The organism is Streptomyces sp. NPDC088387 (genome assembly GCF_044753385.1).
Taxonomy (GTDB): domain Bacteria; phylum Actinomycetota; class Actinomycetes; order Streptomycetales; family Streptomycetaceae; genus Streptomyces.
Map to the genome: position 1 here is coordinate 259,287 of NZ_JBIVNC010000006.1, position 24,439 is coordinate 283,725.

A 24,439-nucleotide genomic window follows, 5' to 3' on the forward strand; every position below is an offset into this window, starting at 1 on the left:
CCGGGGGAGCCGGTGACGAATTCCGGGCGGGGAGTGCTGGAAGGGGCATTCGCCCTGTTGGACGTGCTGGAGGAGAGGGGGGACGTGCGGCTGGCCGCGCTCGCTTCGGCCAGTGGGTTACCGAAGAGCACGGCACACCGGCTGCTCGACCAGCTGGTGGAGCTGGGAGCGGTGGAGCGCGCGGGCGCCGCCTACCGGGTGGGCCCGCAGCTGTTCCGGCTGGGCCGCGGCTGGCAGCCGTATCCCGGTCTGCTGGCCGCCTCGCACGCTCCGCTGCGCAGACTGGCCGAGAGCGCCGGCGCGACCGTGACGATCTGTGTGTTGCAGGGCGGCCGGACGATGGCGGCGGCCGGGGTGCCGGGGGAGGTGGCCGCGCTCGCCCCCGTACGACCCGGTACGACCTGGCCCGCGACGACGGCCGCCGGAAAGGTGCTGATGGCCTGGGCGGCACCCGGTCTGCCCCTCGACCCGATGCCGGGGCCGTGGCGGCGGACCGCGCGGGAGATCCGGGACCGCGGTGCCGCCTTCGACCGGGGGGAGGTGATTCCCGGAGTGGCCTGTGTGGCCGTGCCGTTGCACGGACCGCACGGTGAACTGGTCGCCTCCGTCGCCTCGCTGGTGCCCGCCGAACGTGACCTGGACACCGTCGCCGAGAACCTGACCCGGACGGCCCGCGCGATCCACGAGGGACTGCGCCGTACCGCACGCGGGCGCGCGCCCGTGCCGGGCGGCGTGCGGGTCCCCGTCCCGCGCGACGGCCGCCCCGAGGCGATGAGCGGATCCCCGGGGGACGCGGCGGACTGACCCGGCACCACGCCGGGATCCCTGCGGGGTTCGGCTCCTGCGCCGCCGGGGGCGGCTTGTGTTCCGCTCAACGGAATTCTCCTCGACAGTCCCGCCGGTGACTGGCGACTGTGGAATCCGGCCCCCAGGCCGACGTGGAATCGGAGACCGCACGCCGCTGCCGTGCTCCGGCCGTCATCCGCCCGCGGGCGCCGTCATCCGCGCGCGCCCGAAAGCGCCCTTGTCCGTCCGCGCCCGCAGGCGCCCTCCTCCCCCCCCGCCTGGCAATAGGCGTCCTCCTCCGGCCCGGAAAGGGGTCCCACCTTGGCCCGTAAAGGCCCTCAGAAGATTCCCGGCGCCTCGCAGACCCACTTCTACGGCAGCGGCCAGTACTCCGGCTCGGCCATGGAAGTGAACTGCGGCGTCATCCACACCACCGAGGGCAGGACCCTCCCCACCTACAGCGGCGGCGCCCTCGCCCCCACCGTCACGGGCCTGCCCGACCTCAAGGCCAAGAAGATCCGCTGGTACCAGCACTACGACGTCGACGAGTCCGCCCGCGCGCTCGCCAACAAGCTCGGCGGTGTGGAGACGAACACCGCCAACACCTTCCAGATCGAACTCGTCGGCACCTGCGACGACTCCAAGAAGAAGTCCTGGTCCGGCAAGAAGGCCGGCACGGACTACCTCTACTGGCCGGCCGCTCCCGACTGGGCGCTCGCCGAAGTGGCCTGGCTGGTGCGCTGGTTGCACGAGCAGCACGGCGTCCCCCTCACGGCGGTCAAGGACTGGCTGGCCTACGGCAAGGACCCCCGCAGACCCGGCGTCACGCCCGCGTCCTACGGCGCGAGTCCGGCCCGGATGACGCAGGCCGAGTGGCGCGCGTTCACGGGGTGGTGCTTCACCGGGGACACTCTGGTGACCACGCGCCAAGGGCAGGTGCCCATCGGTGAGATCGCGCCGGGTGATCAGGTGCTTACGCACAAGGGGCGGTTCCGGCCCGTGACCGCGCTCCAGGAGCGGGTTGCCGAAACGGGAGTGCTGATCGGGCACGGACATCCGGGTCTGCGTACGACGCCCGAGCATCCCTTCCTTTCGACCGCGTCACGGCATCGGCGGCGTCCGGTCGCCGACGATGCGAACCGTGCCCGCGCACTGGTACACGGTGAGCCTGAATGGGTGGACGCACAAAGCCTGCCGGGACGGTACTGGGCCACGCCGGCCGTCTTTCCCCCCGCCGCGGTGCCGGATGTGCCCGCCCTGCGGGGAGAGGGGCGCCGGACCGTTGTCGCCATGACACCCGAACTCATGCAGCTGGCCGGGCGCCATGTCGCGGACGGCCACCTCGGGAGCGGCGGCACAATAGTCATCAGCGCGTCCCATGAGGAAGAAGCCGACGTCACCGCCCTGTGCCAAAAGGCCGGCTTCGAGAAGACCACGGTCACTCATCGAGACCGTGCGGCGCTTCAGATCGCCGTCCAGTCCGTCTCGTTCTCCGCGTGGCTGTTGGAGCACTTCGGACGGCACGCGCACGCGAAGTACCTGCCGACATGGCTTCTGGGTGCACCCGAGGCGTATCGAAGCGCCTTCCTCGACGGGTACCTGGACGGCGACGGGCACTGGGAATCCGACGAGCGGTTCGACGCCAGGACGGTGAGCAAGCGACTCGCCGTCGGGCTGCGACTTCTGGCGACGTCACTCGGCTACGCGGCCGCCCTGTACGTCGTGCCCGCGCGGACCGACACCTTCCCCGACGGGCGCGTTGCTCGTGCTCGCGAGCAGTGGAGGCTCAAGGGCAGCCGTACGTTCGGGCGTGGAAGCGCGACGAAGGTCATCGGAGAACACCGCTTCAGCAGGGTCAAGTCGTGGGCTCTGCACGGCGATCCGGTTCCGGTGTTCAACCTCTCCGTCGCCGAGGACGAGTCCTACGTGGTGGACGGAATCGTCGTCCACAACTGCGGCCACCAGCACGTGCCGGAGAACGCCCATGGTGATCCCGGTGCCATGGACTTCGCCCGGGTCATCCAGCTCGCCAAGGGTGAATCCGTCACCGAGAAAGAGGAACCCGTGCCCGACTACGTCAATCTCGGCCTCAGGAAGTCCTACGAACTCCGGCCCGGTGACTGGGAGTCGGTCAAGTTCACCGACGAGTGGACCGACGAGCCGGGACACCACAGTGCGGGTGGCAGTGTGTGGGCGCGCGGTCCCGCCCGGTTCACCGGCAGTGTCAGCCTCCACATCGGTGACCTCCCCGAGGGTGCGGTCGTCCAGGCCCGGATGAGCGAGTTCGACGGCGACACCTTCGTGCAGGACCACCCCATCGCCGAGATCGCCGGCACACCCGGCGACACCTTCCACGTTCTGCCGCTGACCAAGCGGATCGCCGCCGGCCGCACCATGCGGGTCCGCCTCCTCAACCAGCACACCAAGCCCGTCACCGTGCACAGTGCCGTCCTCACCCTGCTCACCTGGAAGGAGTCCTGACCCCAGCACGCCTCTGGCGGGACTCGAGTGACGCAGGTCACCATCGGGCGCTGTCACATCGCTCCGGTCCGGGGCGTCAGGGATGTGTAGCCACCGAACACGGCAGAGGAGCCCACGATGGACGCCCGCTTGAACCTTTTCGCCAACCAGACCGCCGGCGCCTTCCTGAAGTACATCAACTCCGCCGGCAAGGTCGTGTCGGACTCGACGCTGCCCTCCGTGACGCAGGAGCTGGTCAAGCTGCGCGCCAGCCAGATCAACGGCTGCGGCATGTGCACCGACATGCACTCCAAGGACGCCCTCGCGGCCGGTGAGACGCAGACGCGGCTGAACCTGGTCGCGGCCTGGCGGGAGGCGACGGTCTTCACCGACGCCGAGCGCGCCGCCCTGGAACTGACGGAACAGGGCACCCGTATCGCCGACGCGGCCGGCGGCGTACCGGACGAGGTGTGGGCGAACGCCGCCAAGCACTACGACGAGGACCAGCTCGCGGCGCTCGTCTCCCTGATCGCCCTCATCAACGCCTACAACCGGGTGAACGTACTGGTCCAGCAGCCCGCGGGCCACTACCGGCCGGGCATGTTCGGCTGACCGCGGCGGGGCCGGGGAGGGCGCTGTCCCGCAGCGAGTCACTCGCGGGGCGGCGCCCTCGGCCGTACGGAAAATGCTTTGACGCCTCCTCCCGCGGGCCGGTTAGCTGGAGGCGTCCTGTTGGGAGTCGATCCGGGCCTGGTGGCCCTGGTATGGGGTGTCTATGTTCCAGCCCGCGCCGAGCGCGCCTCGTCGTTCCGCGTAACCGACCGACCGCCCGTGCCCCGCGCACGTGGCCGCCTTCGTCGAGGCTCCTCGGCCTGCTCTTGCTGTCATGACCGACCTTTCAGCAGGGAGCACCCCGGGTGTCCAGCAACAACACCTCTCACCACACCCTGAACATCGACACTTTCACCTGCGCGTGGTGCGGACTCACCGTGTCCGCCACGGCCGGTGACCACACACGGCGCAACCACTGCCCCTCGTGTCTGCACTCCCGGCACGTCCTCGACCATGTCGAGGGCGGCGCGAGCGACTGCCACGGCCGGATGGCCCCCATCGCCATCGCCGTACTGCGCACCGGGGACTGGATGGTCATCCACCGCTGTGTGCGCTGCGACGAGCTGACGTCCAACCCGGTCTGCGGGGACGACAACCAGCTCATCCTGATGCGGATGGCGGTCCGGCCACTCGCCCAACCGCCGTTCCCGCTCGAAGCGTTCGGCACCCTCTGACCGCCCCGGAAGGAGGGAGCACACCATGCCACGACGCACCCACACGAGCGGGCAGCGCAAGCCACGCCGTCCGCAGCGCACCAAGGACGTCCTGCACACCGAGGGCAGACCCCGGGCCAACGGATTCCGGTGTGTGGGCTGCCGGTTGGACGTCTCCGCCGACGCCCCCGGCACCGCGCACCGCAACCACTGCCCGTACTGTCTGACCAGTCTGCACGTCGACCGCCGGATCCCGGGCGACCGGGACGCGGACTGCCGCGGCCGGATGGAGGCCCTGGGCATGTCGGTCCGGCCGGACGGCGAATGGATGATCATCCATCAGTGCCGGTCCTGCGGCGAACTCAGCGCCAACCGCATCGCCGGTGACGACAACGCCCTGACCCTGGTCCGCCTCGCCGTACGGCCCCTGCGGAACACGGACATGGCCAGCCGCGCGCTGCTGACGATGTGAACTCGCCCCGGTGGGCGTCCCTCCCGGGGGACGCCCACCGGGCGGGGGCACGCTATGCGGTCGCGTCCGCCGGTAGGCGGTACACGGACACGTGCGAACCCGAGTCGGCGGTGAACTCGGCGCCCGACCAGTCCGCGTGTCTGCCCTCCAGCTCGAACCCGGCCAGCCGGCCCATCAGATCGAGTTCGGAGGGCCAGATGTAGCGGTGCGGGCTGCGGAACAGCCGCGCCTGCCGGGTCTCGTCGAACCGGAGGTGGTGCGACACGACGTGCTGGCGCACCACGTCGTAGGTGTCCAGGCCGATGTACCCGGCCTCGGCGTGCCAGACCGTGGCGGGCGTACCGGGCGGCAGCCTGCGCAGGTCCGGCACCCACCGGGGGCGAACATGCCCTCTTCGGTGGTGTCGTACCGCCGGGCCGCCTCGGAGTCCCAGATCTCTTCCTGCTCCATGGGTGCGAACTCCTCAATCATGAGCACCAAGGTCGTGTCCGGGGCGGCCCGGTGTCCACCGGATTTCCGTCGACCGTCCGAACGTCCCGGGGGGGCAGGGCAGGGGGTGTCCAGGGCTGTGTCGAGGGGGGGCGAGGGGTGTGTCCACCCCAGGGTTGAGCGCGGAATCAACCCGGCGATCAACTCACCGGCCGATGTTCCGCGGCGCCGAACGCGGCACTCTCGTGGCATGACGACGACTGACTACCTGATCTCCGCAGCCCTGATCCTGCTGGTCATCCCGCAGATCCGCGGCACCCGTCTGACGCTGCACAACATGCTGCTGCCCGTGGTGCTGGTCGCGGCCGCGGCCGCCTACTACCTCAGGTCGTTCCCGACCGGGGGCCACGACGTCCAGCTGTACATCGCGACCGGGCTCGTCGGCGCGATCCTCGGCGTGGCCTGCGGCGCGACCACCCGGCTGAGCCGCGCCTCGGACGGCATCACCCTCGCCCGGGCCGGGACGGCCGCCGCGGCCCTGTGGATCGCGGGAATGGCCGCACGCGGCGGGTTCGAGTTCTGGGCCACCCACGGCGGCGCCACGGACGTAGCCCGCTTCAGCCAGGACAACCTGATCACCGGCTCCGCCGCGTGGACGGCCGCCATGCTGCTGATGGCCCTGGCCCAGGTGCTGGGCCGCCTCGCGGTGGTGTGGCTCCGGGCCCGGCAGGTGACCTCCGGGACGCCGAGCGCGGTCGGGGTCTGAGCACCGTGTCCCTCCTCCAGCGCCCCCGCTCCGGCGGCCGGGCCACGACCCGGACCCGGATCCCCGGGCCCGGGTCCGGGCCCGCCGCGCCCGGCCGGGGACGCCTCCCTATCCTTCAGACCATGACCGAGTTCGCGGACGGCCCGGCGCCCGAGGCCAGCCCCCGGCTGGCCGCCGCGCTCGCCGGCGCGCGGGCCCGGCGGGAGCGCAGGACCCGGCGGCTGCGTCCCGTGGTGTGGGGCATCGTCGCCGCCGTGGCGCTCCAGTCGGTCTTCGCCGACCCGACGCCCGGCACGCACGGCGAGCATCTCGCCGTCACCCTGCTGCTCGCCGGCTGTCTGCTGCCGCTGGCCGCGGTCGCGTCCGGACTGTGGGGCATGGCGCGCCCGGCCGCCTGCATTCTGTTCTGCCTGCTCGTCAGCGGTTTCGCGTTCGCCCTCGGGGTGGTGCAGCCGCACTCGACGCCGGTGCTGCCGTCGTCGGTGGCGGTGCTGATCGCGTTCCTCGTGCTGTCCAGGCGCCGGGCCGTTGCCATCGGCTGTGCCGTCCTGGGCGGACTGGTCCTCACGGAGCTGGTGGGGGCGCACGACGGTGTGGTCGACCTGCTCGGCCAGCTGCTGTTCTGCCTGGTCCTCGCCATGATGGCGATCAGCATGCGGCAGGCGGGGGAGAGCGAGGAGCGGGCCGCGCTGCTGCTCGCACAGCTGGAGGACGCCCGCGAGGCCGAGGCAGAGGCGGCGGCGCTGGCCGAGCGCACCCGGATCGCCCAGGACCTGCACGACGTCCTCGCCCAGACCCTCTCCGGGCTCTCCGTGCAGATGCAGGCCGCGCGGCGCATGGCCCGCCGGGACAACGCCGGGGAGGAACTGCGGGACCTGCTCGACAGGGCGGGCACGCTGGTGAAGGAGGGGCTCGGTGATGCCCGCCGGGCCGTGGGCGCACTGCGCGGACAGCAGACACCTTCGCTCGACCGGCTGCCGGAGCTGGTGGAGCGCTACCGGATGGACCTCGAACTCGACGTCACCCTGTCCGTCACCGGAGCCACACGCCCGCTGCCCGCCGACGCCGACCTCGCGCTGTACCGCGGCGCGCAGGAGGCCCTGACCAACGCGGCCCGCTATGCGCGCGGGGCACACACGACCGTGACCCTGCACTACGACGCCGGCAGCACGGTCCTGACGGTCGAGGACCGGCGTACCGACCGCGCGCCCACCGCACCTCCGCCCATCGAGGGCTCGGGACTCGGGCTGCGCGGCATGCGGGAACGGTTCGAGGCGGTGGGCGGCACCGCGAGCGCGGGACCGGACGAGGCGGGCTGGACAGTACGGATGGAGGTACCGGTATGACGGGTGCGGGTGCGGGTGCGGGTGCGGGTGCGGCTGCGGGTGCCGGGGCAGACGCCGGTGCGGGCGTGGGGAGAGATGCCGACGCGGAGTCGGGTGCCGATCCGAGACCGGGAACCGGCTTGGGATCGGGCGGCGGCTCGGGGCCGGGCGGAGCCTCGGGGTCGGCCGGCGACCCGGGGATGGGTGACGGCCCGGGGTCGGGTGGCGGGCCGGGGGCCGGCGCCGTCTCCGGACCGGGGGCACGGGCCGGGTTCGCGCCGGGCGGTGCAGGTTCCGGCGGTGTGCCGATCCGTGTGCTCGTCGCCGACGATCAGCAGGTCGTCCGGGGTGGGCTTGTGCTGCTGATCGGCATGCTCGACGGGATCGAGGTGGTCGGCGCGGCCCGTGACGGCGCCGAGGCGGTGCAACTGGCCGAGAGCCTGCGCCCGGACGTCGTCCTGATGGACCTCAACATGCCGGTCATGGACGGCATCGCGGCCACGGCGGCCGTGGGGGAGCGGGTCCCGGACTCCGCGGTCCTCGTGCTGACCACGTACGCCGACGACGACTCGGTGTTCCCGGCGCTGCGCGCGGGCGCCCGCGGCTATCTGACGAAGGACGCGGACGACACCGAGGTGGAGGCGGCGATCCGCAACGTCCACCGCGGCCGCACCTGGCTGGACCCGGTGGTGCAGGCCCGGCTCGTCGCCGGTGTCCGGTCGGCGGAGGAAGCCCCCGAGGGCCGGCCGAAGGACGACGCCGACCGGCTGCCGGACGGACTGACCAGGCGTGAGGCCGAGGTGCTCACCCTCATCGCCCAGGGCCTGTCCAACACGGAGATCTGCGATCGGCTCGTGGTGAGCCGGGCCACGGTGAAGACACACATCAACCGCATCTTCGCGAAGATCGGGGTCAACGACCGTGCCCAGGCGGTGGGTTACGCCTACCGCCACCATCTGACCGACGGCGACTGAGCCCCGCACCCGCTCCCGCCCCGCACCTCGTCGCTCACAGGAAGCGGCCCGACGTCGGTGACGACCGCCGCAGGGCGTTGCCGCGCAGCCGGGGTGTGAACGTCGCGTGGAAGATGGTGGACGCGGCGCCGACGGCCGCCGCCTCCGGGCCGAGCACGGAGGCCTCCACGTCGACGTGGCGCAGCCGACGCGCGGTGGGGAACTCGTTGACCATCTCGCCGATGTGGGTGAGGTAGTGGGGAGCGGACTCGTCGGTGAAGAAGGGCCCGCCGAGCACAACGAGGTCGATGTCCAGCAGGTCGACGAGCCCGACCGTGCCCTGGCCGATGGCCCGTGCCAGATCGCGCAGGGCGGCGCCGGCCGCCGGGTCACCGGCGTCGGCGGCCTCGGTGATGGCCCGGTACGCGGCGGGGCTGCCGGGCCGTTCGGCGCCGGCCGCGCAGCCGTGCTCCGCGGCGAGCTGCGACAGGCCGACCGGAGGGTTGCACTCGGGGAGGATCTCCGGCCGGCCGGCCGGCTCGGTGCGTCCGAGAGCCACGGCGCACAGCTGCCCGAACTCGCCGGCGTTGGCGCTGATCCCGCGGTAGAGGTCGCCGTTGAGGTACAGCCCGGAGCCGACACCCGTGCCCAGGTAGAGGTAGACGAAGTCGCGGGCGCGCCGGTCGCGGCCGATCCAGCGTTCGCCCGCGGCGGCCGCGGCCGCGTCCTTCTCCATGATGAGCGGACACTGGAAGTGGTCCTTGAGGAGATAGAGCAGCGGCAGGTCGGTCCACACCGACATCAGCGGCGGGTCGAGCACGGTGCCCGAGGCGATGTCGACCGGACCGGGCACGGCGACGCCGATCCCCAGGAAGCCGTCCTCGTGCACGGAGCCGCGGGCGTCGGCGAGTACCTCGCCGCCCAGCTGCACCACCTGCTTGACCAGTACCTCGGGGTCGGCCGTGGGCCGTACCGGCTGCGATCTGACGGCGACCGGCGCCCCGTCGAGGTCGATGACGACGGCGGTGAACAGCTCGGGGTCGATATGGATACCGACGGCGTGGGCGGCGCCGCCGCGCAGCCGTACGGGAGTGCGCGGCTTGCCGGAGGTCGCGCGCAGCTGGGCGTCCTCGACGAGGATGCCGCGGCCGAGCAGGGAGCGGGAGATCCGGGAGACCGACTGCTGGGTGAGGCCGGTGCGGTGCGCGATCTCGCCGCGCGTGATGGTGCCGGCCAGCCGCACGGACTCGATGACAACGCACTCGTTGAACGAGCCGAGGTCGATGTGGTTGGCCCCGCCCGCGGTCTCCCGGCGCAGCGCCTCCTCGGGTTCCTCGCCCGAGGGCGCGTGGCTGGCGACGCTCTCGCGCAGCCACTGGAGCGGCTCGCCCGGCGGTTCCTGCGCGTAGCGGCCGATGGCGCCCGCGAGATCCAGGTACACCCGCCGGGACGACTCGGGGTGCCGGGTGCTGTCCAGCGCGACGAGGGCCCGCAGATAGCTGCGCCAGTGCGTGGCCGCGGGGATGTGATGGAACGTCACCTCGGCGGGCCCCGGCGGCGATGCGTGCTCGGCCGCGCTCCACAGCGTGATGGCGTGCAGCGCGATGTGCGGGTGCCGTCGGCGCGCCTTGGTGAGGAAGGCGGTGAGCGCCCCGGCCCGCCCGGACGCGGGGAGTCCTTCGCGGGCGGCGGCCAGCGCGTCGCAGGCCCGGTCCAGTTCGGTCAGCACGTCGGCGCCGACGGCGCCGCCCGCCGGTGGGGTGCCGGCGGGTTCGGGGCGGGTGCCGGTGAGCAGGACGGTACGTTCGGCGTCGGCGTGCAGGCCGATCACCCACACGTCCGGCTCCGGCAGTGGTGGTTCGGCGGGCGGGCCGTCCGCCCAGCGGCGCCGGATCCCGGCGACGGTGGCGTGGGAGAGGCCGAGTTCGCGGGCGATGGCACGGGAGGCGGTGCGGCTGCCGGGGCCGAGCAGCGTACGGGTGATGACCTCGGCGTCGTCGACGGTGGCGGGGCGGCCGGGCCGTGCGGTGCCGCGCAGCCCTTCGAGGCCTCCGTCCGCCCAGCGGTGGCGCCAGGTGCCGACGGTCTGGCGGGAGACGCCGAGCCGCCGGGCGATCGTCGCGTCCCGCATGCCGTCGGCGGCGAGCAGCACGATCCGGGCGCGCAGCGCGAGCGGCCCGTTCTGGGCGGCCCACTCGCGAAGGGTCGCCGCCGCGTCGGAGGGCGGGCGCTCAGCCATCGGCTCCCCGCCGCTGCCGGGACAGACGCAGGGTGAGGATCTGGAACGGCCGCAGCGTCAGGGACAGTTCGCCGTCCGTGTGCGGGTGCTCCGTGACCGGGTCCTCCAGCAGGTCCGTCTCGTGGACGAGGTCCACGGGAAAGTGCGCGGCGAGTGTGGTCCGTGCCTGGCCGCCGCGGGACTCGTAGAGCCGGACGATCAGGTCGCCGGAGCGGTCGTCGGCCAGCTTGACCGCCTCCACCACCACGTCCGGGTTGGCGACGGACAGCAGCGGCTGCGTGATCCCGCCGGTGGGCGCGGCCGGGCGCAGCGGCAGGTTGAGGGCGTACCCCTCGGCGACGGCCGCGCCGACGTCGGCCCCGGGGCGCACGGAGTACCGCATCCGGTGCGCGCCGCGGTCGGCGTACGGGTCGGGGCTGTGCGGCGCCCGCAGCAGCGACAGCCGTACGGTCGTGGTGGTGCCGCCGCCCTCGCGGGTGTGCCGGCCGACGTCGTGGCCGTAGGTGGAGTCGGTGGCGAGGGCGACGCCCCAGTTGTGCTCGCCGACGTGGATCCAGCGGTGTGCCCAGACCTCGAAGCGGGCCGCGTCCCAGGTGGTGTTCTCGTGGGTGGGGCGTTCCACGTGCCCGTACTGGATCTCCGCGCGTGCCTGCTCGGCGTGCACGTTCAGCGGCCAGGCCGCCTTGAGGATCATGTCCCGTTCGCGCCAGTCGATGTCGTTGTCGACCACCAGGGCGCGGCTGCCGGCCGTGAGGGTCAGATCCTGTGTGATCGTGGACCGGCCGGTGGAGCGGGTGACGCGTACGGTCGCCAGCAGCGGCCCGTGCTCGCGCAGTTCGACGGAGACGGCCTCGGTGAGGTCGCGGTGGGTGTCGCGGTAGTGCGGGTCGAGGTTCCAGGCGCTCCAGCGCACCGGGTCGTCGGGGTGCAGCTGGAGCAGGTTGCCGACCGCGCCGGGCGGTATCGCGTCCCGGCCGGTGGTGAGGTCCACGGCGGAGCGCACCAGCCCGCAGTCGTCGACGCGGATCCGCAACAGGCCGTTGTCCAGGACGAGTTCGTCCTCGCCGGTGACCGTGACCGGGGGGACGTCCGTGAGCGGCAGTCCGGCCGGGCCGCGGCCGAGCGCGGGCGCCTGCGCCCACACCGCCCACCGTCCGTCGGTGAGCCGCTGGGCGTCGGCCGTCGCCGGTACGTCGTCGACGACCACGACCTCCCGCCGAGCGAAGGGCCCGGCGTTGAGCACGTCCGGTGCCCCGCCCGCCGTGTCACGGGCGCCGGCCGCCCGCTCGACGAGGCGATCGAGGCGCCGGTGGATCCGGGCGTAGGTGTGCTCGGCCTCCTGGTGCACCCACGCGATGGAGGAGCCGGGCAGGATGTCGTGGAACTGCTGGAGCAGCACCGACCGCCACAGCTCGGTCAGTTCCTCGTACGGGTACGCGGCACCCTCCCGCAGTGCCGCGGTCGCCGCCCACAGCTCGGCCTCTCGCAGTAACGATTCGCTGCGCCGGTTGCCGCGCTTGGTGCGGGCCTGGCTGGTGTACGTGCCGCGATGCGTCTCCAGGTACAGCTCGCCGCGCCACACCGGCGCGTCCGGATACTCCGCCCGCGCCTGCTGGAAGAAGACCGACGGGTGCTGGATCTCGACCTTCGGCGAGCCCTCCAGATCGGCGAGCCGGCGTGCCCGCTCCATCATCGCGGCGGTGGGTCCGCCGCCCCCGTCGCCGTGTCCGAACGGCACGAGGGAGCGGGTGCCGCCGCCCTTGTCCGCGTAGTTGGCGACGGCGTGGGCGAGTTCGGCGCCGGTCAGCTCCGCGTTGTAGGAGTCGACCGGCGGGAAGTGCGTGAAGATCCGGGTGCCGTCGATGCCCTCCCACCAGAAAGTGTGGTGCGGCAGCCGGTTGGTGTCGTTCCACGACAGCTTCTGGGTGAGGAACCAGCGGGCCCCGGCGAGCGCGGCCAGCTGCGGATAGGCGGCCGTGTAGCCGAAGGAGTCCGGCAGCCAGATGCCGTCCGTGTCGACGCCCAGTTCGTCGCGGAAGAAGCGGCGGCCGTGCACGAGCTGCCGGGCGAGCGCCTCGCCGCCGGGCAGATTGCCGTCGGCCTCGACCCACATGCCGCCCACCGGCGCCCAGTTGCCGGCCGCGACGGCTTTGCGGACCCGGTCGTAGACCTCCGGCTGGTGCTCCTTCATCCAGGCGTACTGCTGTGCGGAGGAGCAGGCGAAGACCAGCTCGGGGTACTCCTCGGCCAGCGTGGCGACATTGGAGAAGGTCCGCGCGCACTTGCGTACCGTCTCGCGGACCGGCCACAGCCAGGCCGAGTCGATGTGGGCGTGGCCGACGGCCACGGCGGTGTGCGCGGAGTCGTGGGCGCGGCGGGCCAGCACCGGCGCGAGGACCTCCCGGGCGCGACCGGCGGTGCCCGCCACGTCGTACGGGTCGACGGCGTCGGTGGCGCGCTCCAGGGCGCGCCGGATCTCGTGCCGGCGCGGCAGCGCGTCGGGCAGCGCCCGCATCAGCTCCTCCAGCACCTCCATGTCGTGCAGGAGATGCCAGACGTCCTCCTCGCGCACCACCAGGTCGGCGCGGCGCAGTTGGTACAGCGGCGCGCTGCCCGCGGTCACCGGGTCGCCGTAATGCGTGCCGATGCCCGCGGGTGCGATGATCGACGGGTTCGCCGCGGCCTCGACGAGCAGCCGCACCGGCTCGTGCCCGGTGGCCGAACGCGTCAGCAGCATCGACCGGTTGTGCGGGTGCAGGCCCTGAAGCGGCTTGCCGTTCTCGTCGTGGACGAACCCCTCGGCCTGGCCCCCGGGACCCCGGGCCGGATCGAAGCCGAGGTCGAACAGCGCCTCGACGCGCCGGCCCGCCCAGCGTTCCGGAATTTCCGCGGTGAACCGGAACCAGGTGGTGGACCAGGGTGCGCCCCATTCCCCGCCGACGGTGAACGGCCGGTATTCGGCCCGCCGGGCCGCCTGTGCGGAAACCGGCTCGCCCGGCGCGGTCCAGGCGGAGATGTCCATGGGCACCCGGTGGCGGTAGAGCGCGGGCCGCAGCCGCGCGTCGAGGAATGTGGCTGTCCGCTCCTCGCCGGCCTGCTGGTGAGCATGCATGGATGGCCTTCCTGCCTGTCCAGCTCGTGCCGGTCATGTAAAACCACGTGTGTTACTAAGTCAAGGGCCTCTTTGAATGCCGTGAAAGGGAGTTGGTTAAATACGCTGGTCTGCGGTCAGGTGAATTAATTTACAGCCGCCGCAATTTATGGCAGAGAATTCCCTGACATTCCCCGCGTGTTACGGCCGCTGCACACTTCCGTCCGGGGCGCGCAGCAGCGCCCAGCGGTCGTGCTCCAGCGGCTCGGGAACCGGGAAGCGCCGGGCGGCCACCTCGTCGAAGTCCACGCCGTGGCCCGGCCTCTCGTGCGGGGCCAGGCCGCCGTCGACGGCCACCACCGTCCCGGGGAACACCTCGTGCACCGCGGGCCGGAACGTGGCCGCCTCCTGCACCCCGAAGGCGTGGCTGCTGATGTCGAGCGCCAGGGTCGCCGCCTGGGCGACCGGGCTGACGTCGGCGGGGCCGTGCGGGGCGAGCCGCACCCCGCGCAGTTCGCAGAACGCGGCCACCTTGCGGGCCGGGGTGAGACCGCCGAGGGTCGGCACGCGCACCCGCGCGAAGTCGATGTCCGGGCCGTCGAGCAGGGCCGTGAACTGGGCCGGGTCGTGGAAGAGTTCACCCACGGCGAGCGGCACGGGGGAGGCCGCGTGCAGCCGGGCGAAGTGCCGGGCGTCCTCGGGTGCGAGCAGGTCCTCCACGAAGTACAGCCCCGCCTCCTCGACGCGGCGCAGGAACTCCCGGGCCTGGCGCGGGTCGAGCCGCTCGTGCACGTCGTGCAGGAGTTCCACCTCGTCGCCGGCCAGCGCGCGGATCCGGGCCAGCGCCGCGGGCACGGTCCGCAGATACGCCGCCGAGTCCCAGGGCACCCGCCGCTCCCGCGCCGCCTGTTCGCCGCCGGCGCCGCGGGCCGCGCCATAGGTGTCCGAGCCGGGTACGGACATCTGGACCCGGACGTGCCGGAAACCGCGCTCCCGGGCCGCCGTCACCTTGTCCGCGATCTCCGCCGGGTCGGCGCCGTCGACATGGGTGTACGCGTCGGCCCGGTGACGCACCCGCCCGCCGAACAGGGAGTGCAGCGGGGCGCCCAGCCGCTTGGCCTTGAGGTCCCACAGGGCCACGTCGACCCCGCCGAGCGCGTTGCCGGTGACCGAACCGCCGCGCCAGTAGGCGCTGTTGAGCAGCAGGCGGTGGATGTCCTCGATGTCGTCGGGGTCGCGGCCGCGCAGCAGCGGTGCCACGTACTCGTCGAGTACCGTGCGCACGGCGAGGGTGCGCTGCGGGTCGCTCGCGCAGCCGAGGCCGTAGAGTCCGGGCTCGTTGGTCTCCACCCGGACGATCAGGTGCGGGCAGCCGTGCGGCGAGGTGAGGAAGGTGCGTACGGCCGTGATGCGGATCTTCGCGCCGCGCTCCTCGGCCCAGGGGGCGGGGGCGAGCGGGGCGGGGGTGACGGTACGGTCGGCCATGAGAGCTCCAGCGTACGGATAGACGTATGGCGTACGGCTATCGGAACGTATGGAGGTCGGGTGAGCCCTGTCAACGCCGTTCGGGTCCGGTCAGTGCTGGCCGATTCGCTTCAGCAGGGTCCGCAGCGAGTGCGCGGCCTCCGTCACCGCGAGCGCGACCTCCTCGGTGCGCCGGTCGTCCATCCGGCTGCTGGGCGCCGAGCAGCTGACCGCGTCGCCGCCGTGCCGCTCGGTGCCGAGCGCCACCGCCACACAGCGCACCCCGGGTGAGCTCTCCCCGTCGTCCTGCGCCCAGCCGCGCAGCCGCGCCTCGGCGAGCTGGGCGGCCAGTTCACCGGGGTCGGTGACGGTGTCCGGGGTGAGCCGGTCCAGCGGCCAGCTGAGCCGCCGGTCCACCTCGCCCGGCTCGTACAGCGCGAGCATCGCCTTGCCGGGCGCCGTCGCGTGGGCCGGCACCAGGTGGCCGACGGGGGAGTACATCCGCAACGCGTGCCGGGACTCGCGCTTGGCCAGGTGGACCACGTCGGCGCCGGAGAGCCGGGTCAGGTGCACGGCCTCGCCGGTCTCCTCCGCGAGCGCGTCGAGCACCGGACCCGCCAGGCTCACCACGTCGTCGCCCTCCAGATAGGCGGTACCGGTCATCAGCGCCTTCAGGCCCAGCCCGTAGAGCGTGCCGCGCGCGTCGACGTCGACCCAGCCGCGCGCCTCCATCGTCCGCAGGACCGCGTGCAGACTGCTCTTCGGCACCCGCATCGCGCCCGCGAGCTCGGCCAGCGAGAGCTTGGCGCCGTCCGCGCCGAGCAGCTCCAGGACCTCCAGCACCCGCGCCGCGGACTTGACCTCCTCGGGCCTTCGTTCACCCGTCGCTGCTGCAACCGACTCCACCGGAACCTCCGCTTCCCGTGCCGGGCGTTCTGACGATCGGTCAGGACGTTTCTTTGACGCGCTTCTTGACGCTATATCACGACGTCCCTATGTTCAGGTAACCCAACGACATTCGGCTACCTGAATAAGCTTAGCGAGGTATGGGCGATGCGCCTACGTCATTCCCGGACCGTCCGGCTGGCAGCGGTGGCCGCGGCCGCCACCCTGGTCCTCACCGCGTGCGGAGGATCCTCGGACTCCGGGGACTCGGACACATTGGAGATGTGGACGTTCAAGCAGTCCCACGTCGCCGGGCTCGAAGCTGCGGCGAAGGACTTCGAGGCGGAGACCGGTATCAAGGTCGAGGTCCAGGCGTACACACCGGACGACGCCTTCGCCACCAAGATCCAGACCTCCGCCAAGACCGGCGACCTGCCGGACGTGATGGAGACCCACTCCGACGGCGAGGACCTGGGCTTCGGAGCCAACGGCGTGGTGGCCGAACTCACCGACGTGGTGAGCGACGAATGGCTCAACCGCTACCCGGAGAACATCCGCGAGTCGGGCTTCATCAACGACGCGCGGTTCAAGGAGTCGCAGTCCAGGACCTCCAAGTTCTACGGCGTGGAGAAGAACCAGCGCTTCAGCGTCCCCTTCACCACCGGCACGTTCGGCATCGTCTACGCGAACAAGAAGATGCTCGCCGACGCGGGCGTCGAGAAGCCGCCGACGACCTGGCAGGAGTTCCTCGACGGGCTGGAGGCGACCACGGCCGAGGACGCCACGAACGGCGGCCTGTCCCTCGGGCTGAAGGTCCCCGACACCGGCCTGACCTGGGTCGCGCAGCCCCTCGCCTACTCCATGCTCGGCAAGGCGGACTACGAGGCCCTCTTCGGCGAGGACAAGGCGGCCAACTGGTCCTCCCCGAACGGCACCGCCGTACTGGAGGCCTACGACCGGCTCACCCCGTACTGGAAGCCCGGCGCCCAGGCACTCACCATCGACGAGGCCGACCAGGCCTTCGCCCAGGGCAAGGCGGCCTGGCTCGTCGGCGGCACCTTCACCCTGTCGTTCCTCAAGGAGAACGGCATGAACCCCGACGACGTCCACGCCTTCGGGTTCCCGGGCGACGCCGAGGGCGCGGTGCCCGACCCGGCGCTCGGCCCGCTCTCCCTGACCAGCCTCACCCTCTCCGCCACCTCCGAGCAGCCCGACAAGGCCGCGCAGTGGATGGAGTACCTCTCCCAGCCGGAGGTCGCCGCGAAGTTCGCCAAGGCGGCCACCGATCTGCCGGCCACCGCACTGGGTGACGGCGCCTCGGACATCGTCGGCCCCACCCTCACCTCGCTCCTGGAGGCGTTCGAGGGCACCCCGGAGACCACCTACGACCCGAACAACCGCGCCTTCTTCCCGCCCGGCTACGAGCAGGACAAGGCCGCGAAGATCCTCGTCGACATGAGCCCGCTGAAGAAGCTGTCACCGGCCGAGACCGGCAAGAAGATCACCGGGCTCACGGACAACTACTGGGCGGCCGGATAGTGACCACCGCACACCGCCCCGCACTGTCGGAGCCCTCCGGGGGCCGCGGCATCCGCCGCAGGTCCCCGGCCGGGGCCCCGGGCAAGACCCCGCGCCGCCCCCGGCGCGTACGCACCGAGGCCGTCTCCGGTTATCTCTTCGTCGCCCCCGCGGTGCTGCTCTTCGCCGTCATGGGCCTGTACACCATCGGCTACGGCTTCGCGCTCAGCTTCGCCACCTGGAACGGCTACGCCCCGAACTGGGAGTGGGTCGGCCTCGACAACTACGCCGACCTGCTGTGGCGCAGCCCGATCTACGCGCCCCTGGTACGCACGGCGGCGCTCAACACCCTCTGGGTGATGATCTTCGTACCGCTGCTCACCGTGGCCGTCTCGTTCCCGCTGGCCATTCTGCTCAACCAGGTCAAGCGGTTCCAGGGAGTGCTCCGCTCGGTCTACTTCGTGCCCTACGTGACCAGCGGCATCGCCGTCTACTTCGCGTGGCAGTACATCCTGCGGCCCGACGGCGCCATCAACTCCCTGCTCGGCACGCTCGGTCTGGGATCGCTCCAGGAGCCGCAGGGCTGGCTCGGCAACCCCGACACCGCGCTCGCCACCCTCATCGTGGTGATCGTCTGGGGCAACGTCCCGGTCGCGATGCTCCTCTACCTGACCGGACTTCAGAGCATCGACCGCAGCGTCCTGGAGGCCGCGCAGCTCGACGGGGCCGGCTGGTGGCGCACCAACTTCTCCGTCGTCTGGCCCCTGCTGATGCCGCTGACCGCCATCAACGTCCTGCTCAACCTGCGTGAGTCGCTCCAGGGCTTCCAGACCTTCCTCGTGATGACCGACGGCGGACCCGCCGACCACACCAGCGTCCTGGGCCTGGAGACCTACCGGCTGGCCTTCCTGAAGAACCTCGCCCCCACGCTGGGCCTGGCCAGCGCCCTGGGCTGGCTGCTCTTCGCGGCCGCGACGGTGCTCGCCCTGATCAACCTGCGAGCACTGAGGAGCCGCGTATGACCACCGCCGACCTGGCCGCACCCCGGAGGACCAAGCCGCTCCGGACGCAGCCGCGCCCAGTGGGCCGTACCGCCGCGCGGGCCCTTGTTCTGCTGCTGCTGACCGGCTACGCGCTCATCAGCCTCTACCCGTTCCTGTGGATGGTCTCGGCCGCCTTCAAGGACTCGGTCGAAGTGGTGCGGGGCGGCCACCTCGTCCCCGACAACCCGACCCTCGCCACCCTCACGGAGACCTGGAACCGGCTCAACTTCTTCGACTACTTCCTCAACAGCGTCCTGGTCACCCTCTACACGGTGGTGCTGACACTGGCGGTGTACGCGGCCGCCGGCTACGCCTTCGCCGTGCTGCGCTTCAAGGGCCGCAAGGCGCTGTCCCGGATGTTCATGGCCCTGCTCTTCGTGCCCGGCGTGACCGTGATGCTGCCGCTGGTGCTCCTGGAGAGCGATCTCGGCCTGCTCGGCACCCACTGGGGGCTGGTGCTGCCCTTCGTCAACGGCGGCGCCCCGCTCTCCATCCTGCTGATGACCGCCGCGTTCACCACGATCCCCGGCGAACTGCGGGACTCCGCACGCGTCGACGGCGCCTCGGAGTTCCGTATCTTCGTCGGGATCTACCTGCCGCTGGTGAAACCCGCACTGATCACCGTCGCGCTGCTGACGGCGATCCCGACGTGGAACGAGTACCTGCTGACCCGGGTCTCGCTCAACGACTCGTCGAAGTTCACCCTGCCCCTGGGTCTCCAGACGCTCGCCTCGGAGAGCATCCCGCAGTACAACAACCTGATGGCGGGCTCGCTCATCGTGGTCGTGCCGGTGATCCTGCTGTTCCTCTTCCTCCAGCGCTACTTCGTCAGCGGCCTGGTAGGGGCGGTGAAGGGCTGATGCGGGTGCTCGTCACCGGTGCCGCCGGCCACGTCGGCCGGTACGTGCTGAGCGAGCTGGCCGCGCGTGGCCACCGGCTCGTCGTCCTCGACCGGGAGCCGGTCGAGGACGCGCGGGTCGACCGGGTGCACACCGGCGACCTCCAGGACCCCGACGTGGTGCGCGCCGCGATGGACGGCGTCCAGGCGGTGGTGCACCTGGGGGCCATCCCGCACCCGATCTCCGACGACCCCAGCGCCCTTTTCGCGGCCAACTGCCTCACCGCGCACCGCGTGCTGGACGAGGCGGGCCGGTCCGGCGTGAGCCGGATCGTCGCCACCTCCAGCCTCGCCGCCGTCGGCCTCGCCTGGGCCCCGCGCCCCCTCGCACCCCGCTACCTGCCCCTCGACGAACAGCACCCCGTGCTCGTCGAGGACCCGTACGGGCTGTCGAAACTCGTCCTGGAGGAGATCGCGCACGCCACACACCGCCGCTGGGGCACCGACATCGTCTGTCTGCGGATGCCGTTCACCGGCGCCGGGACCCGGCTCAAGAGCCACTTCACCGACGTCGCCGCGGACCCCGGCGCGCACCGCAGCGGCCTGTGGGGCTGGCTCGACACCCGCGACGCCGCCACCACCGTCCGGTACGCGCTGACCGCGAAACTGCGCGGCAGCCACGTCGTGAACGTCGCCGCCCCGGACACCTCGGCGCCGCAACCCACCGCCGTCCTGCTCGAACGCCATCTCCCCGAGGTGCCCGTACTCGCCGAACTCCCCGGCCACGCCTCGCTGTTCGACAGCACGGCCTGCACCCGGCTGCTGGGCTTCACCCCACGGCGCACCCGTACGACCTAGCTCCGCGCGTCCAGGACGCACCACGCAGCTCCACCCCGACCGGACGCGTCACACGACTCCACAGACCAGGAGGACGCCTGTGTTGTCCCATCCCTCCGTACGGCGAAGAGCACTGAGCCGCGCCGTCATCCTGCTGACGGCCGTACTGACCGCGGTGACCCTGTGGGCGCCCGCGCCCCTCGCGCGGGCGGCCGCGGCCCCGTCCATGTACCCCAGCGGCGTCGGCGCCGACCTCGGCCCGACCCCGAAGGCGCTGGGGGTGAGACCCGCCGCCGGCGCCGACCCCGAGGGCCTGCGCACCGGCGAGCTGGACGGCCGGACGTACTGGCAGACCCACACCGCCGCCGACACCTCGTACCTCACCTTCGACCTCGACGACGAGTACGTGGCACAGCTGCCCGGCGACGACCTGGTCGTCAGCGTCACCTACCGGGACTCCGGCGAAGGCGAACTGACACTGCGTCAGGGAGCCGACGGCACCGACGCCGTGCTCGGGTTCACCGGGACCGACACCTGGAAGACCGGTGCCTTCGCGCTGACCGACGCCGACCTCTCCGCGGGCAAGGACGTACTGCGTCTGGCCGGGCGCAACGGCGACGACCCGCGGGACATCACCATCGCCGCCGTGCGGGTCGGCTCCGTGGGCGCCTCCGCCACCCTCGGCGCGTCACCGGAGACCGCCGGCATCGCCCCGCGGGCCGGCGACTCCTCGACCGGACTCGTCACCGGCGAGCAGGACGGCCGCGGCTACTGGCAGACGAACCGGGCCGCGCCCGCGCCCGGCGTGAACTTCTTCTACATGAACGTCGACGACGTCCACCTCTACAACACCGCCGAGCTGGTGTTCGTCAGCGTCGACTACCTCGACTCGGGCAACGGGAAGATCGCCCTGCACTACGACTCGCCGGGCGAGGAACTCGTCGACCGGTTCAAGCCGTCCGACGTCTTCACCTACGGCGACACCGGCACCTGGAAGACCCACACCTTCGCCCTCGACGACGCGATCATGACCAACCGGTCCAACGGCGCCGACTTCCGCATCCACAACGACGGTTCCGCGACCGAGCTGAAGGTCGCCGCCGTCCGGATCGCCGTCGCACCGGGTGAACTCAAGCCCGCCCAGGGCCTGGAGAACCTGATCGACGACGCCGGGCTCGCCCTGCACGCCGCCCGTGAGGGCACCCGCGACGGCCAGTACCCGGCGGGCGCCAAGGACGGGCTCGCCGCGGCGATCGACGCCGCCAAGGAGGTCGCGGGACGCGAGGACGCCACCGAGGAGGAGCTGCGGCAGGCCCTGCACACCCTCGACGACGCGCTCCGGGCCTTCCGCGGCGCCGCCGTCGACACCAACCTCGCCCGGCGCGCCTCACTCACCGCGAGCAGCGCCTCCGGCACCGCGGCCCGCGCCGCCGACAGCGACACCGGCACCACCTGGACCAGCGGCGACACCGGCACGGGGGAGTGGCTCCAGGCCGACCTCGGCTCCGCCCGGTCCGTCAACGAGGTGCGTGTCCACTGGGCCTCGCGCTACGCCGCCTCCTACGCCGTCCAGGTCTCCCGCGACGGCCGCCGCTTCACCACCGTCGCCAGAGCGGGCGGCGGCGACAACAAGGAGTTCCGCACCCGCTTCGACACCACGACCGCCCGCTATGTGCGGCTGTCGCTGACCGGGTACGCGGAAGGCGGGAAGACCTTCGCCGTCGGCGAGTTCGAGATCCGTGAACTGCGCGCCGTCGCGGGCGACGCCGAGGTGGTCAGGACCCGGTACCCGACCGACGCACCGGTCGTCGCCGACTTCGACGCCCGGGACTACGGCGCCGACGCGAGCGGCAGGAAGGACGCCACCAAGGCGATCCAGCGCGCGCTCTACGACTGCCAGGACGCCGGCGGCGGCACCGTGTGGCTGCCCGCGGGCACCTACCGCGTCACCGACACCCTGGAGGTCCACTCCTTCTGCACCCTGCGCGGCGACCACCGCGACCCCGACCGCGGCTCCGGCGGCTACGGCACCGTGGTCTTTGCCGACCTCCCCTCCGGCGACGACAGCCCCGCCCTGTTCCGCGTCGGCGGCAGCGCCGGCGTCGTCGGGCTCACCACGTACTACCCGCGCCAGAGCGCCACGGACCCGGTGCCGTACAACTACACGTTCGAGATCCCCGGCCGGGCCTGGATCGGCAACGAGAACTACATGATGAGCACCGTCTCCGACATCACCATGCTCAACTCCTACCGCGGCATCGGCGTCAGCACCTACCGCAACGACCGCGGTGAGAGCGCGAGTTCGGGGCAGGTGCACGAGTCGGCGTCCCTGCGCAACATCAAGGGCACGGTCCTCTTCGAGGGGGTGCGCGCCTACAACGGAGCCGACGTCGGCACCTGGGAGAACATCACCCTGTCCAACTCCTACTGGGCCAAGGCCCCGTCCGCCTACCGCCCGCCCGCCCGCGACGCCCTCGACACCTACACCCGTGCCCACGGCACCGGACTGGTCCTCGGCGACCTGGAATGGGACCAGTTCTACCGGATCAGCCTTGCCGACTACCGCGTCGGCATCCACATCGTGCCCGGCCAGCGTGCCGCCTTCACCGGCAGCTTCGTCGAGGCCGACGTCCGCCGCACCGACATCGCGCTGCGCGCGGAGGCCTTCGACTCCCGCTGGGGCCTGTCGTTCGCGTCCAGCACCCTGGAGGGCAGCGAGGCCGCCGTCAGCAACGGCTCCCAGGCCTATGTGAAGGTCACCGACACCAAGCTCGTCGGCCGCACCGAGGGCACCGTCCACCGCCTCTCCGGCGAGGTCCCGGCCTACGAACAGGAGCCCCTGCCCAAGCCGGCCCGCGCCACCCTGTACGACGTCACCGACGCCCCGTACAAGGCGCCGCGCACCAACGGCGTCCAGCCGCAGCGGGACGCCACCAGGGCCGTCCAGCGCGCCCTGGACCGGGCCGGTGCCGCCGGCGGCGGGATCGTCTACCTGCCCGCCGGCTGGTACCGGATCGACGGCCACCTGAACGTCCCCGAGGGCGTCGAACTGCGCGGCGCCTCCGCCGTACCCAACCGCGATCTGCTCGGCGCCAGCGCGGGCACCGTCCTGTGGGCCTACGAGGGCCGCGGCACCGCCCACCCCGACACCGCCACCGCGCTCGTCACCCTCGACGGCGACGGAGCGGGCGTACGGGGACTGCGGGTCTTCTACCCGGAGAACAACCCGGCGGCGGAGGAGGGCCTCCAGCCCTACCCGTACACGATCCGCGGCAACGGCAGCGGCACCTACGTCATGGACATCGGGCTGCCGAACGCCTGGAACGCCGTCGACATGGCCACCCACCGAAACGACGGCTTCACCGTCCGCAAGCTCGCCGGCGCCTACTTCCAGAACGGCATCAACGTCGGCCGGAGCGACGGCGGCCGGATCGAGGGTGTGCTCTCCAACGGCAACGCGGTCTCCCGGATCGGCTACGCACTGCCGGACTGGGTGCAGGAGAAGAACATCTTCCCGCAGGTCATCGACGACCCGATGCGCGAGCAGGCGGAGATCGTGAGCGTCGACGGGGCCACCGACCTGACCCTGTTCGACGTCTTCGGCTACGGCTTCCACGACGGAGTGGTCGTCGAGTCCGGCGAGGTCACGGCGTTCAACCTGGGAACGGACAACCTCGGCGCCGACGGACACACCGTCCGGGCAGGGCCCGAAGCCGACGTCACCGCCGTCAACGTCATGCGCTACAACGGCGCCACCCTCAGCGGGCCCGCCCGACTGGTGAACGTCATGGCGATCAACATGGTCCAGCAGTCGGTCACCGCCACCGCGGACCCGGCCGGCGCGGGCACCGTCACGATCGGAGGCAACGAGACGGAGCCAGGAAAGTACGAGAAGGGCAGTGTCGTCACCGTGTCCGCGGAACCCGCCGAAGGACAGCGCTTCGCCGGCTGGACCGTCAACGGTGCCGACGCCGGACAGGAACCCGGCCTCACCCTCACGGTGAACGAGAACCTGACGGTCACGGCCCGCTTCACACCCTGACCCGGACACCCACAGCACGGCGCCGC

18 protein-coding genes and 1 pseudogene are annotated in these 24,439 nt (G+C 72.0%); 13 read left to right on the top strand and 6 right to left on the bottom strand.

The window, feature by feature from the left end; genetic code table 11:
- Positions 1-12 precede the first annotated feature (12 nt).
- The 3 genes from ACIQAC_RS18320 (at position 13) to ACIQAC_RS18330 (ending at position 3,858) form a co-directional block, all read left to right on the top strand.
- Positions 13-804 (top strand): IclR family transcriptional regulator, encoded by a 792-nt coding sequence (locus ACIQAC_RS18320; RefSeq protein ID WP_402192184.1) that lies wholly within the window; start codon positions 13-15, stop codon positions 802-804.
- Between the two features lie 303 nt (positions 805-1,107).
- Positions 1,108-3,267, top strand: coding sequence for a Hint domain-containing protein (locus ACIQAC_RS18325; RefSeq protein ID WP_402192186.1), 2,160 nt, complete (start codon positions 1,108-1,110; stop codon positions 3,265-3,267).
- A 117-nt stretch (positions 3,268-3,384) separates the two neighbouring features.
- Positions 3,385-3,858, top strand: a complete 474-nt coding sequence (locus ACIQAC_RS18330) for a carboxymuconolactone decarboxylase family protein (protein WP_402192189.1) — start codon at positions 3,385-3,387, stop codon at positions 3,856-3,858.
- A 102-nt stretch (positions 3,859-3,960) separates the two neighbouring features.
- Here the strand turns inward: ACIQAC_RS18330 and ACIQAC_RS18335 are convergent, their stop codons facing one another.
- The gene (locus ACIQAC_RS18335) at positions 3,961-4,134 is read right to left on the bottom strand and encodes a hypothetical protein (protein ID WP_402192191.1); all 174 of its coding nucleotides are present in this window, start codon (positions 4,132-4,134) and stop codon (positions 3,961-3,963) included.
- A 29-nt stretch (positions 4,135-4,163) separates the two neighbouring features.
- Here ACIQAC_RS18335 and ACIQAC_RS18340 point away from each other — a divergent pair, with 29 nt between their 5' ends.
- Together ACIQAC_RS18340 and ACIQAC_RS18345 are read left to right on the top strand one after the other, a co-directional pair.
- On the top strand, positions 4,164-4,532 hold the full coding sequence (locus ACIQAC_RS18340) for an RNHCP domain-containing protein (RefSeq protein ID WP_402192193.1): 369 nt from the start codon (positions 4,164-4,166) through the stop codon (positions 4,530-4,532).
- Between the two features lie 25 nt (positions 4,533-4,557).
- Complete coding sequence (locus tag ACIQAC_RS18345) at positions 4,558-4,983, top strand: RNHCP domain-containing protein (RefSeq protein ID WP_402192196.1); 426 nt, start codon at positions 4,558-4,560, stop codon at positions 4,981-4,983.
- A 52-nt stretch (positions 4,984-5,035) separates the two neighbouring features.
- Here ACIQAC_RS18345 and ACIQAC_RS18350 read toward each other — a convergent pair.
- Positions 5,036-5,362: pseudogene (locus ACIQAC_RS18350) on the bottom strand (SAM-dependent methyltransferase); the annotation flags it as partial.
- Positions 5,363-5,662: 300 nt separating this feature from the next.
- Between ACIQAC_RS18350 and ACIQAC_RS18355 the strand changes: the two are divergent.
- The 3 genes from ACIQAC_RS18355 (at position 5,663) to ACIQAC_RS18365 (ending at position 8,477) form a co-directional block, all read left to right on the top strand.
- Positions 5,663-6,178: a hypothetical protein gene (locus ACIQAC_RS18355; RefSeq protein ID WP_402192198.1), complete on the top strand. Its 516-nt coding sequence runs from the start codon at positions 5,663-5,665 to the stop codon at positions 6,176-6,178.
- A 122-nt stretch (positions 6,179-6,300) separates the two neighbouring features.
- A complete protein-coding gene (locus tag ACIQAC_RS18360) occupies positions 6,301-7,524 on the top strand; it encodes a sensor histidine kinase (protein ID WP_402192200.1) in 1,224 nt (407 codons plus the stop codon).
- A gap of 281 nt (positions 7,525-7,805) precedes the next feature.
- Positions 7,806-8,477 (top strand): response regulator, encoded by a 672-nt coding sequence (locus ACIQAC_RS18365; protein ID WP_402192202.1) that lies wholly within the window; start codon positions 7,806-7,808, stop codon positions 8,475-8,477.
- Between the two features lie 34 nt (positions 8,478-8,511).
- On the opposite strand, the gene ACIQAC_RS18370 is transcribed toward ACIQAC_RS18365, so the two are convergent.
- The 4 genes from ACIQAC_RS18370 to ACIQAC_RS18385 form a co-directional block, all read right to left on the bottom strand.
- Complete coding sequence (locus ACIQAC_RS18370) at positions 8,512-10,695, bottom strand: ROK family protein (protein ID WP_402192205.1); 2,184 nt, start codon at positions 10,693-10,695, stop codon at positions 8,512-8,514.
- Entirely contained in the window at positions 10,688-13,807 is a 3,120-nt protein-coding gene (locus ACIQAC_RS18375) for an alpha-mannosidase (protein WP_402192207.1), read from the bottom strand. The genes ACIQAC_RS18370 and ACIQAC_RS18375 overlap by 8 nt, the downstream gene beginning before the upstream one ends.
- A 180-nt stretch (positions 13,808-13,987) precedes the next feature.
- Positions 13,988-15,271: an enolase C-terminal domain-like protein gene (locus ACIQAC_RS18380; protein ID WP_402192210.1), complete on the bottom strand. Its 1,284-nt coding sequence runs from the start codon at positions 15,269-15,271 to the stop codon at positions 13,988-13,990.
- 90 nt (positions 15,272-15,361) lie between these two features.
- Positions 15,362-16,156 carry an IclR family transcriptional regulator gene (locus ACIQAC_RS18385; RefSeq protein WP_402192213.1) on the bottom strand — a complete coding sequence of 265 codons (795 nt, stop codon included), beginning with the start codon at positions 16,154-16,156 and terminating at the stop codon, positions 15,362-15,364.
- A 147-nt stretch (positions 16,157-16,303) separates the two neighbouring features.
- Here ACIQAC_RS18385 and ACIQAC_RS18390 point away from each other — a divergent pair, with 147 nt between their 5' ends.
- From ACIQAC_RS18390 to ACIQAC_RS18410, 5 genes are all read left to right on the top strand, one after another.
- Positions 16,304-17,674, top strand: a complete 1,371-nt coding sequence (locus ACIQAC_RS18390; protein WP_402192216.1) for an ABC transporter substrate-binding protein — start codon at positions 16,304-16,306, stop codon at positions 17,672-17,674.
- Complete coding sequence (locus tag ACIQAC_RS18395) at positions 17,674-18,675, top strand: carbohydrate ABC transporter permease (protein WP_402192218.1); 1,002 nt, start codon at positions 17,674-17,676, stop codon at positions 18,673-18,675. The genes ACIQAC_RS18390 and ACIQAC_RS18395 overlap by 1 nt, the downstream gene beginning before the upstream one ends.
- Positions 18,672-19,556 (top strand): carbohydrate ABC transporter permease, encoded by an 885-nt coding sequence (locus ACIQAC_RS18400; protein WP_402192219.1) that lies wholly within the window; start codon positions 18,672-18,674, stop codon positions 19,554-19,556. The genes ACIQAC_RS18395 and ACIQAC_RS18400 overlap by 4 nt, the downstream gene beginning before the upstream one ends.
- Positions 19,556-20,392 (top strand): NAD-dependent epimerase/dehydratase family protein, encoded by an 837-nt coding sequence (locus tag ACIQAC_RS18405; protein ID WP_402192222.1) that lies wholly within the window; start codon positions 19,556-19,558, stop codon positions 20,390-20,392. Before ACIQAC_RS18400 ends, ACIQAC_RS18405 begins: the two co-directional genes overlap by 1 nt.
- Before the next feature lie 82 nt (positions 20,393-20,474).
- The gene (locus ACIQAC_RS18410; protein WP_402192224.1) at positions 20,475-24,413 is read left to right on the top strand and encodes a discoidin domain-containing protein; all 3,939 of its coding nucleotides are present in this window, start codon (positions 20,475-20,477) and stop codon (positions 24,411-24,413) included.
- Positions 24,414-24,439 lie beyond the last annotated feature (26 nt).

Excerpts from the sequence above, each read along its gene's own strand:
- ACIQAC_RS18360 (WP_402192200.1), top strand. The coding sequence starts at position 6,301 with ATGACCGAGTTCGCGGACGGCCCGGCGCCCGAGGCCAGCCCCCGGCTG.
- ACIQAC_RS18390 (WP_402192216.1), top strand. The coding sequence starts at position 16,304 with ATGCGCCTACGTCATTCCCGGACCGTCCGGCTGGCAGCGGTGGCCGCG.
- ACIQAC_RS18405 (WP_402192222.1), top strand. The coding sequence starts at position 19,556 with ATGCGGGTGCTCGTCACCGGTGCCGCCGGCCACGTCGGCCGGTACGTG.
- ACIQAC_RS18370 (WP_402192205.1), bottom strand. The coding sequence starts at position 10,695 with ATGGCTGAGCGCCCGCCCTCCGACGCGGCGGCGACCCTTCGCGAGTGG.
- ACIQAC_RS18375 (WP_402192207.1), bottom strand. The coding sequence starts at position 13,807 with ATGCATGCTCACCAGCAGGCCGGCGAGGAGCGGACAGCCACATTCCTC.
- ACIQAC_RS18400 (WP_402192219.1), top strand. The coding sequence starts at position 18,672 with ATGACCACCGCCGACCTGGCCGCACCCCGGAGGACCAAGCCGCTCCGG.
- ACIQAC_RS18380 (WP_402192210.1), bottom strand. The coding sequence starts at position 15,271 with ATGGCCGACCGTACCGTCACCCCCGCCCCGCTCGCCCCCGCCCCCTGG.
- ACIQAC_RS18335 (WP_402192191.1), bottom strand. The coding sequence starts at position 4,134 with ATGACAGCAAGAGCAGGCCGAGGAGCCTCGACGAAGGCGGCCACGTGC.
- ACIQAC_RS18330 (WP_402192189.1), top strand. The coding sequence starts at position 3,385 with ATGGACGCCCGCTTGAACCTTTTCGCCAACCAGACCGCCGGCGCCTTC.
- ACIQAC_RS18345 (WP_402192196.1), top strand. The coding sequence starts at position 4,558 with ATGCCACGACGCACCCACACGAGCGGGCAGCGCAAGCCACGCCGTCCG.
- ACIQAC_RS18355 (WP_402192198.1), top strand. The coding sequence starts at position 5,663 with ATGACGACGACTGACTACCTGATCTCCGCAGCCCTGATCCTGCTGGTC.